The sequence below is a fragment of the Henriciella mobilis genome, assembly GCF_003576285.1.
Lineage (GTDB): Bacteria > Pseudomonadota > Alphaproteobacteria > Caulobacterales > Hyphomonadaceae > Henriciella > Henriciella mobilis.
In genome coordinates this window covers 289,781-302,129 of the sequence record NZ_QWFX01000016.1, presented here as the reverse complement: position 1 = coordinate 302,129, position 12,349 = coordinate 289,781, and the positions used below count along the sequence as shown (strand labels likewise).

General features: G+C 62.5%; 16 protein-coding genes. 5 read left to right on the top strand and 11 right to left on the bottom strand.

Annotation, left to right across the window (positions count from 1 at the left end):
* Positions 1-24 precede the first annotated feature (24 nt).
* Positions 25-570, top strand: coding sequence for a hypothetical protein (locus tag D1223_RS16835; protein WP_119377514.1), 546 nt, complete (start codon positions 25-27; stop codon positions 568-570).
* Between the two features lie 23 nt (positions 571-593).
* Here the strand turns inward: D1223_RS16835 and ctrA are convergent, their stop codons facing one another.
* From ctrA to D1223_RS16780, 11 genes are all read right to left on the bottom strand, one after another.
* On the bottom strand, positions 594-1,313 hold the full coding sequence (gene ctrA / locus D1223_RS16830) for a response regulator transcription factor CtrA (RefSeq protein ID WP_119377513.1): 720 nt from the start codon (positions 1,311-1,313) through the stop codon (positions 594-596).
* A 123-nt stretch (positions 1,314-1,436) separates the two neighbouring features.
* The gene (locus D1223_RS16825; RefSeq protein WP_199288227.1) at positions 1,437-2,288 is read right to left on the bottom strand and encodes a nucleotide-binding protein; all 852 of its coding nucleotides are present in this window, start codon (positions 2,286-2,288) and stop codon (positions 1,437-1,439) included.
* 1 nt (position 2,289) lies between these two features.
* Complete coding sequence (locus tag D1223_RS16820; RefSeq protein ID WP_233350055.1) at positions 2,290-3,297, bottom strand: flagellar biosynthesis protein FlhF; 1,008 nt, start codon at positions 3,295-3,297, stop codon at positions 2,290-2,292.
* 141 nt (positions 3,298-3,438) lie between these two features.
* The gene (gene fliN / locus D1223_RS16815; protein ID WP_119377862.1) at positions 3,439-3,699 is read right to left on the bottom strand and encodes a flagellar motor switch protein FliN; all 261 of its coding nucleotides are present in this window, start codon (positions 3,697-3,699) and stop codon (positions 3,439-3,441) included.
* Between the two features lie 92 nt (positions 3,700-3,791).
* Positions 3,792-4,145, bottom strand: coding sequence for a hypothetical protein (locus D1223_RS16810; RefSeq protein WP_119377512.1), 354 nt, complete (start codon positions 4,143-4,145; stop codon positions 3,792-3,794).
* Positions 4,142-5,077 (bottom strand): flagellar motor switch protein FliG, encoded by a 936-nt coding sequence (locus tag D1223_RS16805; protein ID WP_119377511.1) that lies wholly within the window; start codon positions 5,075-5,077, stop codon positions 4,142-4,144. The genes D1223_RS16810 and D1223_RS16805 overlap by 4 nt, the downstream gene beginning before the upstream one ends.
* Positions 5,074-5,760 carry a hypothetical protein gene (locus D1223_RS16800; protein ID WP_119377510.1) on the bottom strand — a complete coding sequence of 229 codons (687 nt, stop codon included), beginning with the start codon at positions 5,758-5,760 and terminating at the stop codon, positions 5,074-5,076. Before D1223_RS16800 ends, D1223_RS16805 begins: the two co-directional genes overlap by 4 nt.
* Positions 5,761-5,894: 134 nt before the next feature.
* A complete protein-coding gene (sciP, locus tag D1223_RS16795) occupies positions 5,895-6,170 on the bottom strand; it encodes a CtrA inhibitor SciP (protein ID WP_119377861.1) in 276 nt (91 codons plus the stop codon).
* A 208-nt stretch (positions 6,171-6,378) separates the two neighbouring features.
* Entirely contained in the window at positions 6,379-7,557 is a 1,179-nt protein-coding gene (gene mnmA / locus D1223_RS16790) for a tRNA 2-thiouridine(34) synthase MnmA (protein ID WP_119377509.1), read from the bottom strand.
* A gap of 126 nt (positions 7,558-7,683) precedes the next feature.
* Positions 7,684-8,364: a LuxR family transcriptional regulator gene (locus D1223_RS16785; RefSeq protein ID WP_119377508.1), complete on the bottom strand. Its 681-nt coding sequence runs from the start codon at positions 8,362-8,364 to the stop codon at positions 7,684-7,686.
* Positions 8,365-8,512: 148 nt separating this feature from the next.
* The gene (locus D1223_RS16780) at positions 8,513-9,139 is read right to left on the bottom strand and encodes an HAD-IA family hydrolase (protein ID WP_233353214.1); all 627 of its coding nucleotides are present in this window, start codon (positions 9,137-9,139) and stop codon (positions 8,513-8,515) included.
* Between the two features lie 144 nt (positions 9,140-9,283).
* On the opposite strand from D1223_RS16780, the gene D1223_RS16775 reads away from it, so the two are divergent.
* From D1223_RS16775 to D1223_RS16765, 4 genes are all read left to right on the top strand, one after another.
* Positions 9,284-10,699, top strand: coding sequence for a cytochrome ubiquinol oxidase subunit I (locus D1223_RS16775; protein WP_119377506.1), 1,416 nt, complete (start codon positions 9,284-9,286; stop codon positions 10,697-10,699).
* An 11-nt stretch (positions 10,700-10,710) separates the two neighbouring features.
* Positions 10,711-11,745: a cytochrome d ubiquinol oxidase subunit II gene (cydB, locus tag D1223_RS16770; protein WP_233350059.1), complete on the top strand. Its 1,035-nt coding sequence runs from the start codon at positions 10,711-10,713 to the stop codon at positions 11,743-11,745.
* Positions 11,738-11,896: a hypothetical protein gene (locus tag D1223_RS18960; RefSeq protein WP_199288226.1), complete on the top strand. Its 159-nt coding sequence runs from the start codon at positions 11,738-11,740 to the stop codon at positions 11,894-11,896. The genes cydB and D1223_RS18960 overlap by 8 nt, the downstream gene beginning before the upstream one ends.
* Positions 11,897-11,990: 94 nt before the next feature.
* Entirely contained in the window at positions 11,991-12,320 is a 330-nt protein-coding gene (locus tag D1223_RS16765; protein ID WP_119377504.1) for a YegP family protein, read from the top strand.
* The last annotated feature ends 29 nt before the right edge of the window (positions 12,321-12,349 follow it).

Here is a 12,349-nt window from a genome sequence, read left to right as displayed (position 1 = left end):
CGCAATCCTGTTTGGGGCAGCGCCATGAGCAAACCGGACCTCACCGCGGATTGCTCACGATGTGCCGCCCTGTGCTGTGTCACGCTGTCATTCGACAAGTCCGACAAGTTCGCCTTTGACAAGCCGGCCGGCGTGCCTTGTCGCCACCTGGCACAGGATCATACCTGCACGATCCACGACCACCTCGAAGAAGCGGGCTTTGCCGGATGCGTACAGTATGACTGCCAGGGGGCCGGTCAGCGCGTTGTCCAGGACCTGTTCGGCGGGCGCAGCTGGCGCGACGACCCCTCGCTTCTTGAGCCCATGAGTGAGGCCTTCCGCGCCATGCGGACCATTCATGAGATGCTGGCACTGCTGCGCACGGCGTCGCGCCTGACATTGACGGCCTCGCAGCACGAGCGTCTGCAGGCGCTGGAGGACGATCTCTTACCGCCTGAGGGCTGGACGCCCGAAACGCTGAAGGAGTTCATGAAGGGGGCATCGAACCGCGATCTCGACAGCTTCCTGAAGAGCCTGCGTGCTGTCGCGGGCAAAGAAAAACCCCGGCACGGTGGCCAGGGCTCTTCCTGAGTGTTCGGTTGTCAAAAAGACGGTCAGGCGGCGATCGCCTCTTCCTTCTTCTTCGGGTCGCGCAAGACATAGCCGCGGCCCCAGACGGTTTCGATATAGTGTTCACCGCCCGGATTGTCGGCGGTAGCGGTCGCCTTGGCGAGCTTCTTGCGGAGCTTGCAGATGAAGACGTCGATGATCTTCAGTTCCGGCTCGTCCATGCCGCCATAAAGGTGGTTGAGGAACATTTCCTTGGTGAGCGTCGTGCCCTTGCGCAGGGAGAGCAGCTCGAACATCTGGTATTCCTTGCCGGTCAGGTGGACGCGCTCGCCCTCGACCTCGACGGTCTTGGCATCCAGGTTGACCAGGATCTCGCCGGTGCGGATGACGCTCTCGGCATGGCCCTTGGACCGGCGAACGATTGCCGTGATCCGTGCAATCAGCTCGTCCTTGTTAAACGGCTTGGTGAGGTAATCGTCTGCACCGTAGCCGAGCGTCTTAACTTTCGCTTCAATGTCCGGATTGCCGGACAGGATCAGCACCGGGGTGTTGATGCGTGCCATGCGCAGCTGCTTCAGCACTTCGTAGCCGGAGATATCGGGCAGCGACAGGTCGAGGATGATGATGTCATACTCGTACACCTTGCCGAGATCGACGCCTTCCTCGCCCAGGTCAGTCGTATAGATATTGAAGCCTGCCGCTTTGAGCATCAGCTCTATGCTGCGGGCCACCGAGTTGTCGTCTTCGATTAGAAGAACTCGCATGTCATTGCTCCCGAATCACTCTAGCGACACCCTAGCCGCCCCGTTAACCAATGTGAATCTACGGGCCGTTAATTACCAAGAGTTTAACGTGGATAACTCTGCGGCCATTTTTGTTCATATCTCTTAACAGTGAAGGTCTTCGCCCGGCGGTGCCCCGATAAGGGTCTGGGCGATGGCGATGGCATCCTGCACTGGCTGGGCGGACGGATCCGTCGAGATCAGCGTACGCTGGCTGCGGATCGCCTCGCGCACCTTTTCGTCGCGCATGACGATACCGGCGAGCGGCGGACGGAATCCGAGGAACTGCTTGCAGGCACGGGCGATGGCTTCATAGGTCTGCTGACCCATGGCGCGCGTGTTGGCCTGGTTGATGATGATCCCCTGTTCGACATCGGGCGCATAGCCGCGCAGCACCTTGATGAAGGCGTAGCCGTCGGTCATCGAGGAAGGATCGTCGGTGATTACCATCATGGCCCTGTCGGATGCGCGTGCGAGACGCATGCAGTTGGCCTCGATTCCCGCCCCGAGGTCGAGCACGACCTTGTCGTATTGCAGCGCAAGCGCGGAAAGACCCGCAGCGAGGCGGGCGACTTCTTCCGAGGAAAGCTCTGCCAGCGCACCTGAACCGGATCGGCCGGGCAGGACGTCGAAGCCGCCCTGTCCTGCGCCGCCGTCGACATTGATCACGGCGTCTTCAAGTTCGATCCAGCCGGCAATGACGGCCGCCAGGTCGGTCTCCGGCGCGATGCCGAGCTGGACGTCGACATTGGCGAGGCCAAGGTCGCCGTCAACGAGCAGCGTGCGTTGTCCGGCCTGTGCGAAGGCGCTGGCGAGTGTGATGGACATGAAGGTCTTGCCGACGCCGCCCTTGCCGGACGCGACGGAGATGATCTGGCCCTGCTTGGCGCGGCGCGGCGGGATTTTCCCTTGCGAGCCGGTGGGCCGGTCCATGGATTTTGGAAGCATGAAGCTCATGTCATGCAGCTCCTTTCAGGGCGATATCTGCCGGCGCTTCTTCCAGCAGGATCCTAGAAAGCCTTCCAGGCGCAGCCGGTACGAGGCCGCCGCCGATGAAAGGCGTTACAGCGAGGTGGGCGAAGGCGATACCGGCCCCGGACAGGGCGGCAACGACGCCTCCACGCCGTCGTGTAACATCAAGTTTGGTGACAATGGCCCGGCGCACGCCAACCGAGGCGAAGGCGCGGGCAGCTTCGGCCTGATCGTCAGGATGGCCTTCCGCCGACATGACGAGGACGGGCTCGGCATCGATGACGTTGATCAGGTCTTTCAGGCTGGCCAGGTCCTCTTCGTCGAAGGGGACGATGGCCGGCAGGTCAATGACACAGCGATAACCGTCCGACCGGCAGGTGCGAAGCAGATCGAAAAGGGCGTCCGGCGAAGTCGCCGCGCGGATCTGGCGCTGCTCCAGCTCTAGATAGGCCGCCAGCTGGGCGCCGCCGGCTGTCGAGTCGAGATCGGCAGCGACGGGCAGGATCTGGGAATTCGTGACGGCGGCGCGGCGTGTCATCTTTGCGGCGGTGGCCGTGCGGCCATGTCCGGGCGGGCCGACCAGCAGCACGTCGCGGTTCGGCATGGCGGGAATGGGGTCGCAGGTGATCAGTGCATCGAGGCCGGAGGCCATGATCTCTGCCGGGTCCTGCGTCTTGGAGCTCATCGGCATGCCTGCATCGGCAACGCGTTCGGCAAAGCGTTCCGGGGCGCCGTGCCAGATCAGCGCATCGCGTACGCGGTTGCGCAGCGGGTTGTCCTGCGGGCGTCCGGGCGCGCCATTCCGGTTCAGGCGCGCAACGAAGCGCGGCTCGCTCGGCACCATGCCGCCGCCAAGCTTGTCAGTTGCCGCGCGAACCTCGACACCGCCGGGAACTTCGCGCTCGGACAGAATAATCGCATCTTCGCCCATCTCGGCGAAGATCATCGCCTTGGCGGCTTCCAGCGTCTCTGCTGCGAACATTTTCATGCGCATGGGCAATACACTCCACTTCCGGAATCACACCCTCGCGCCAAAAGGTTAACGAAATCTGTTAATTTGTTAGGAAAGCGCTTAGCCCTTGTGAACAAAGCGCTTCGCTGTCTGCTGCGGCAACCGCAGCGGAAGGCACCCGGCTCAGGCGGCGCGTTTCTCGTCGACAATTTCTGAAAGCTTTACGCCCAGCTGCCCGTCGGCAACGACCAGGCGTCCGCGCGCCATGAGGCGATCGGAGACATAGATGTCGATCGGCTCGTTGGTACGCTTCTGCAGCTCGACAATCTCGCCCTCGCTGAGATTCAAGAGGTCTTCGACCGGCATGCGCGCTTCGCCCAGCACGACATCGACCCGGACAGGGACGTCGAAAAGACCGGAATTGGCGGCGGGCGTATCTGCCATGGAATCTACCTCAGTCTTGGTCGGGCGAATCAGCAAACTGGCCCGCATTGGTTTCCGAGAAATGAACGGATCACCTGTGCGGGCAACCGGGCTCAGGGGTGGAAGAGATTGCCCTGTCCGTCAATCAGTTCTGCAGCAAGCGCGCGCACACGGGTCAGGGCTTCGTCGCGGATTTCGTCTGAAAATGAAGCGGTTTCAAGAAGTTCCGCCAACTGAACAATCTGTGCAAGCGCCGTCTTCAGCGCTTCGGATGAAGCGCGCATGGCGTCGGCCTGCTGCTGGACCTGCTCGTTCCGGAGCATGTCTGCGGTCGTGCGGCGGGCATCTTCTAGCAGGCCGGCAAGCTCGGCGACGGTCAGCGATATCTTGTCCGGCTCGGTGCTCTGCTGCTCGAAATCGCTGCGGAAGTCGAAAGGGGTGACGGATTTGACCGGCTGGCTGCTCATTCAATCAGCTCGTCCATTTCGTCCTCATCAGACAGGATGTCGCCGCGGCGGGCGAGCGTGCGCGCAATCGCGATGATCTCGCGGCGGGCGCTCTCGATCTCTGAGCGGCGGACCGGGCCGGCGGCTTCGATCTCGGCGGTGAGCATCTCGCCCGCGCGCTTGGTCATGTTGTCGAGGAAAGCCTGCCGCACGGCGGGCTTGGCCCCCTTCAGCGCGATGGCGAGATCGGCCCGGTCGATACTCGACAGGATGGTCTGGATCGCGGCTGCATCGAGGTCTGCGAGGTCTTCAAAGGTAAACATCAGCGCCCGGATACGGGCTGCGCTGCCGGGCTCGGTTTCATCCAGCGAGTCCATCAGGCCCTGTTCGATGCGCGGATCCATCTGATCGAAGATGCGCGCGACATTCTCGACGCCGTCGCCAGCCCCCTGGCTGCGGCGGGCGGTCAGAAGGTCCTGCATGGCGGTCTCGATCAGCGCCATGGTTTCGGGGCGCACACGGCCTAGCGTCATGATCCGCTTCAGCGCCTCGGTGGCGAGGTCGCGTGGCAGGATCCTGACTGTCTGGGCGGCCTTGCCGGCGGGCAGGCGGGAGAGGACGACAGCAATGAGCTGGGGGTGTTCACAGCCTAGGACGGACGCAATGGCGGAGGGTTCAACCTCGCCAAGGGCGGACCAGATCGTGCGCGTACCTGCTGTGTCTTCGTTGTGCTGGCGAATGGCGCTGAGGAATTTTTCCGCGTCCGACGCGGGCGAACGCGGCTCACCGGCTGTTTGTGTCATCGCCTGGCTGAGACGGTCGGCGTCGTCGGGCTCCAGTTCTGACCAGACCGCGCTCGCAGCCGGTCCAAGGGCCCGCATCAGTCGTGCCGCGCGCAGCGTGCCGGCTGGCGGGGCGGGATAGGCTGGGGATGTGGTTGCCGGAAGGCTCACTGGGCCCCCCCGTCGTTCATCCAGTTCTTGATGATGCGCGCTGCCCGTTTCGGGTCTTCCCGGACGAGACGCTGGATCTCGCCAGACGCGTCATGCGCCGTGTCGCTCTCCTGCGGCATGCTTCGGGTGGGCGCAGACGGCAGGTTCACCGGCTGGCTGACGGCATCATTGGCGGCCGGCTGGTGCGGCTGCACGCGGCGCTCGCCAGAGGCCAGCACAACAAAGCCGAGCAGGGCCGTGATCAGGCCAAGCCCGCCAAGTTCGAGAAGGTCGGCCTGCGTCAAGCCGCTGCGGGCGCTTTCGGCGAAAACGAAAGGCTGGATCTGCAGGCTGTCGCGCTCGGTGTCAAAGCCCGTGGCCGCGGCGAGGATCAGTTCGATGCGCTCACGCAGGCCGGCGGTCAGTTCGAACCGGTCTGCCGGCGCGTCGACGAGGATAAGGACGGTGCGGTGGCCGTCCTCGCCGGTATGGATGGCCGTGCGGAAGGCGTCGCGCCCGAGAACGGGCTCGAGCAGGGCGTGCAGGGTTTGCGATTGAGCTTCCAGAGGGGCTTGCGACGATCCTGGCGTGTCGCCGGTCAGCAGGATGTTGCCGCGCCATGCGAAAAGGCACGCGGCGAGACACAACGCTATCAGCGCCGCTTGCCGCGTGCCTGTTGGCATGTTGGACTTTGTTGCTGACATCGCTTCGCTCTGCTGACGGCTTCCGTGTGAAATGCACGGCGAACTCGTCAGAAAACTAGGCGTATCAGCGTAAACGGCGCTTTAACGGTGGCAGTCAGGGGCGCCGGTGATGGAGTGCCAGATGCCGAAACGGGTCAGTTGGTGCGGTATTGCTGCAGGCGGGTCGTACGCAGGCCCTTGGTGCCGTGCCGGTCATAGAGCTTGTCCCAGCCATTCAGCTCTTCTTCAGAGAGCGAATACCGGTCGCAGGCTTCCTTGCGGGAGAGCAGGCCCCCCCGGACAGCCGCGACAACTTCAGCCTTGCGGCGAGTTACCCAGCGGCTAATGCCCGGGGGCGGAAGGTCTTCCCAGGTGAGGGGTTGGCCATCCGGGCCCTTCACACTCAATGTCTTAGCATTCTGCTGTGCCATGAGATCCACCATTATTAGCGGTTGATGTCGTAGACGCTTCTGCGCCCATGCATCTTCTCTACAGCAGCCAAATTAAATCAGGTTTCAGCGAGGCCTGTGAGTTTTCATGAAAATTCAAAACGTTCTCGCCGAGCCCGTTAAGTGAGCGTTTGTGAACCTGTCCCGGCTTGGGTCACTTTGTGCTGAAACTGAACAGTTTTATCCGATTTCAGGCCGAAACGCGCTGATCGGCGGCAATTGTGGACGAAATAAATCCGCCGCCCATTACACGAGTTTCACATGAAGTTTCGTACAGGACGCAGGCCTGGCCCTTCGCGACACCTTCTTCGGGCACGGAGAAGAAAACTGCAGGTTGATTTCCGGACCAGCCGAGCTTTGCCGGCAGCGGGTCGCGGGTCGAGCGTACGCGGGCCAGAACCGGTCTTTCTTCATTGCAGGCGTCTTCGAGTGTGCCGTCGCCGAGCCAGTTCAGCTCTTCCATGGTCAGGGCAGCGGTCAGCAGGGCCTCGCGCGGGCCGACAATGACCCGGCGCGCCGGCGCATCGATCTTCACCACGAACAGCGGCTCGCCCGTCGCGATACCGAGGCCGCGGCGCTGGCCGATCGTATAATGGATCACACCGTCATGTTCGCCCAGCACCCGGCCGTCCAGGTGCACGATCTCGCCGCCGCGTCCCGAACCGGGGCGCAGCTTCTTGACGACATCGGCATAGGACCCGCTCGGCACGAAGCAGATGTCCTGGCTGTCAGGCTTCGCGGCAACCGGCAGGTCGTACTTTTCCGCCAGCTCCCGCACCTCGGTCTTTGGCAGGCCGCCCAGCGGGAAGCGCAGATAGCCAAGCTGTTCGCGTGTGGTAGCGAACAGGAAGTAGGACTGGTCGCGTGACGAGTCGGCGGCGCGGTGCAGCTCCGGTCCGTGCGCGCCGTCGGTGCGGCGGATATAATGGCCGGTCGCAAGGCAGTCGGCGCCGAGCTCCTTGGCTGTCGCCAGAAGGTCCGAAAACTTCACAGTCTGGTTGCAGCGGATGCACGGGATGGGCGTCGAGCCGGACAGGTAGGTGTCGGCGAAATCCTCCATCACCTGTTCCCTGAAGCGGCTTTCATAGTCGAGGACGTAATGCGGGATGCCGATCCGGTCGGCAACATTGCGCGCATCGTGGATGTCCTGCCCGGCGCAGCAGGCACCCTTCTTCTCGATGGCGGCGCCGTGATCGTAGAGCTGCAGCGTGATACCGACCACGTCATAGCCCTCATCGGCCAGCATCGCGGCCACGACGGAGCTGTCGACGCCGCCGGACATGGCAGCCACAACGCGGGTTTCGGATGGTGGCTTGGCAAAACCAAGCGAGTTCAGCCCGCCCGTCCAGGCGGTCTTCGGATCGGTCATTCTCATCCTCCAGCGGGTTCAAGGCCCGAAGCAGAAAACTGTGTGAAGCGCGCGATATAGGGGATTTGGGCGCGCTTGTCAGGGCGCAACCTGCGCTGGCGGCTGCCCGGACATGAAAGGGGCAGGCTAGATCAGGCCGAGCGCGAGCGCACGCAGGGCCGCGGTGGTGCGGTCTGTGACGTCCAGCTTGTCGAAGATGCGGCGGACATATGTATCGATCGTGTTCAGCGTCACACCGGTATCCTGAGCAATCTGGGGATTGCTGCGCCCGCGCAGGATCTTCTCCAGCACCTGCTTTTCCCGTTTCGAAAGGCTGATCGAGTGGGCCGCCTGTTCCCTCAGCAGGTGGCAGTATCGCAGATGCGCAGCCTGGGCGCTGATCCACAATTCGGCCATGGTGTGATCATCGCAGTGCGGCGCGCCCTTGCCGAACCCAAAGCCATTATAGCCGTTACGTCCCATGGGACCGTAAAGCGGAATGGCGAGGCCGTCGCCGAAATCGGCTGCTCTGAGGACATTCAGATAGTCACGCTCCTCCGCCGAAAGGCCAGGCATGTCGTAGACATCCGACCAGCGCAGCGGATTCGCCCTGGAATAGACAAGGCGCGTTATCGGATCGCACTTGTAGTATTCCTTCTTGAGATAGTTCCTAACCCAGTCGTCTGGAAATCCGATTGTCAACACGTCAAGGGTCTCGCGGAAATCGGTAGCTCCTATGGGCGGCAGATGGTGGTAGCTGATCATCGTGACGCCAAGTGACTGGTACTGCGCCACGCAGGCGTCTCTCAGCTCCGCGAATGACGACATGGAGTAAGTCGCGCAAACAAAATCCACCCCTCGCAAGCTGGCCCCACCTCTTCCACGCCAAAAAATTTAGTTAGGCCGATGCTGTCTGAATTGGCAAGGACGGTGACCTAACGGCAGGTCGGCGAGCGCGCGGGAGCGCAAACGGTTTTCAGTCTTTTTCCGGCAGGCCGATGGCGGCGGCGACCTCGGCGTGATTGTCTGGCGCAAAGAGGTGTGCGTCCCAGCCATGCCGACGCGCCGCTTCGACATTCTCTTCCATGTCATCGATCAGGATGACGTCCTTGCCCGTATAGCCCAGCGCGTCCTCGATATGCTTGAAATAGGCAAGGTCCGGCTTGGCGAGGCGCATCCGGCCGGCGGCGAAGACATCGTGCATATGCTCGCCAAAACCCATCTCCTCGATCCAGTCGGCACGGTAGACTTCATTGTTGGTCGCAATGACGTTGACGGCACCGGCGGCGCGGGCCCGGCGGACGAGGTCCAGCGTCTTCTCATCCGGGATATGGTCCTTGTCGAACCAGTAATCGATGACTTCCGAGGCGCGATGCGGCACGCCTTCCTGCTCGGCCCAGTCGCCAACCAGTTCGTGCAGGTCGGCCTGGCCGACCATGGCCTGCTGAAAGCGCCCGGAGAAAAGGTAGGAAGCGAGCGAGCGGATCGACAGGCCGGTATCCTGCTCGAAGGTGGTCATCCAGAGGAAGATGCCATTCTGGACATTTGCATTGAGGACCCCATCGAAATCCCAGGCGATGACTTTGTGTTTCAGCGTGCTCAATGTGCTCTCCATTTGCGCATCTGACCTATTGCGCGCGCCAGCGCAAATCCAGTCCGCGCTAATCTGACGCGCGGCGCAAAGTGCGGTTTTGAATGTTTCGCAGAGAATCTATAAGCTGATCTTAGAAAATCTGGAGCTTGGCTGATGGAACTTGACGCCCTCATCTTGTCCCGCCTGCAATTCGCGTTTGTGGTCGCGTTCCACATCCTGTTTCCCGCCTTTACCATCGGTCTCGCCGCCTTCCTTGCGGTGTGCGAAGGGCTGTGGCTGTGGACAAAGCGGGATGTCTTCAAGCGGCTCTACCTTCACTGGGTGAAGATCTTCGCGCTGGCCTTCGCCATGGGCGTCGTCTCCGGCGTCGTCATGTCCTACCAGTTCGGCACCAACTGGTCTGTCTTTTCCGACAAGGCCGGCAGTGTGATCGGGCCGTTGCTGGGCTACGAAGTGCTGACCGCCTTCTTCCTGGAAGCGACCTTCCTGGGCGTGATGCTGTTCGGCTGGAAGCGGGTCGGCAACCGCCTGCACTTCATTGCAACCTGCGCTGTCGCTGTTGGCACGACCATCTCGGCCTTCTGGATCCTCTCGGCAAACAGCTGGATGCAGACCCCGGCGGGCTTTGCCACCGATCCTGAAACCGGCAATTTCTATGCGACCGACTGGCTGGCCGTGATCTTCAATCCGAGCTTCCCGTCGCGCTATGTCCACATGATGCTGGCGGCCTTCATCACCACCGCAGCGGTGATCATGGCGGCCGGCGCCTGGCAGGTCATTCGCGGCCATTCCTCCGAGCCGACCCGGTTCCAGATCCGGATGGCGGCGGGCACGCTGGCGGTTCTCATGCCGTTGCAGATCTGGGCCGGCCACTGGTCCGGCGAAGTCGCGCATGAGCACCAGCCCGCGAAGATCGCCGCCATGGAAGGCTGGTGGGAGACGCGCGACGTACAGCCGACTGTCCTGTTCGGCTGGCCCGACGAGGCGGCAGAAAAGAACCATGGCGAAATCGCCATTCCGAATACGAGCCCCATCCTGTTCCCGAAAGCCGAGGGGCAGCTGGAAGGGCTGAAGGCTTTCCCGGAAGCAGACCGCCCGCCGGTCCTGCCGGTCTTCTGGAGTTTCCGGATCATGGTCGGCGCGGGCCTTGTCATGCTGGCCCTCGGCCTGTGGGGCTGTGTGCTCTGGTGGCGCGGGCGTATCGACAAGCCGGGGCTGTTCCACATGCTGGCCGTGCCAGCCGGATCGCTTGGCTTCATCTCGGTCGTGACCGGGTGGATCGTGGCAGAGGTCGGCCGCCAGCCCTATACCGTCTACGGCTTCCTGCGCACCGAGGACAGCGTCGCGCCGGTCAGCGCCGGTCAGGTCGCGACATCGCTGCTGATCTTCATGGTCGTCTACGCCATCGTCTTTACCGCCGGTACCGTCTACATGGCGCGCATCGCAACACGCGGCTTCGATGACGATGAGACCGGGCCGCCAAAACGCGAACACCGGGCACCGGGCTCTCCGCTCGGCTCCGTGTCGGAGCCTGCCGAACTGCCCTATGATACCAAGCCGGCTGAATAGGAGAGATGGAAATGGATCTACCGCTTATCTGGTCTGTCCTGATCGCCACGGCCGTCATGCTATATGTCCTGCTCGACGGCATGGACCTTGGCGTCGGCATCCTCACCGGCCTTGCCCGCAGCGATGAAGAACGAAATCTCATGACCGCCTCCATCGAGCCGGTCTGGGATGGCAACGAGACCTGGCTGATCCTTGGCGGCGGCGGTCTGTTTGCCGCTTTTCCGCTGGCCTATGCGATCCTGATGCCGGCCTTCTACCTGCCGGTTCTCCTGATGCTCGCCGCGCTGATCTTCCGGGGCGTGGCTTTTGAATTCCGCCACAAGGCGGTGCGCAAGCCGACACGGCTGTTCTGGAACGGCGCGTTCTTTGGCGGCTCGCTCGCGGCCGCGCTGGCACAGGGGTTGATCCTCGGCGGCTTCATCCAGGGCGTTGAGGTCGAAGGCCGCAGCTTTGCAGGCGGTGCGTTCGACTGGCTGTCGCCTTTCACCATCCTGGTCGCGATCTCCGTGGCGATCGGCTACAGCCTGCTCGGCGCCTGCTGGCTGGTGCTGAAGACGCAGGGCGAGGAGCAGAAGCGTGCGCGGCGGTTCGCGCTCTATGCCCTGGCCGGTGTGGCGCTCTGCTTTGCGGCGGTGAGCCTCGCGACCCTGTCGATCGACCCGCGTGTGACCGAGCGCTGGGGCTTCTCGATGGACCATATCAACCCGGCCAAGCTGCTGCCGCTGGCGCCCATTCCGCTGGCCGGCATGGCGCTCGTCATTCTTGCCGCGCGCGACCTTCTCTGGGACGTAAACGCGCCTGACTGGCGGCCCTATGTCTATTCCGCCGGTATCTTCCTGACAGGTTATCTCGGGCTGGCGGTCAGCCTGTTCCCGACCATCGTCCCGTTCGAGGTCGATATCTGGCAGGCGGCGGCGCGGGACAATGCGCTCGGCCTGATGCTGGTCGGCGCCGGGATCATGCTGCCGGTCATCCTGATCTACACCGGCTATGTCTATTCGCTGTTCTGGGGAAAGGTCCAACCGGGAGACGGCTATCATGACTAGGCTGTTCGAGCCGCAGGGCCCCGACGAATCAGGCGAAAGCAGCAAGCCGCTGTCGCGCCAGCTTCTCTGGTTTGCCGGGCTGGCCATCGCCAGCCTGACCGCCGTGGCCGCTGTTGCCTATGCCCTGCGGGGCTTTCTCCTCATGGGTTGAACGGCCCGCCCGGCACTTTGCTTGACTTTTCCGGGCGGCAGGGCAACCAAAAGGGCAGGTGGATCTTCTAGACCTGTAGCAAAAGGAACAGAACATGGCTGGAAAGTTTGAGCTCTACAGCGACAAGGCTGGCGAATTTCGGTTTCGCCTCAAGGCTGGAAACGGCGAAATCATCCTGAGCAGCGAGGGCTACAAAAAACGCGCCAGCGCCATGAACGGTATTGAATCCGTCAAGAAGAACGCGGCGAACGATGCGCGTTATGAGAATAAGGAAGGTTCCAGCGGCAAGTTCAGCTTCAACCTGAAAGCCGCCAACGGCCAGGTGATCGGCACCTCGCAGAGCTACAAGAGCGAATCCGGCCGCGACAATGGCGTGGAGTCGGTGAAGAAGAACGCACCGGCCGCACCGGTCGCTGAAGTCTAGCGCCCACGGGCAGGCCCGCCCAAACAATC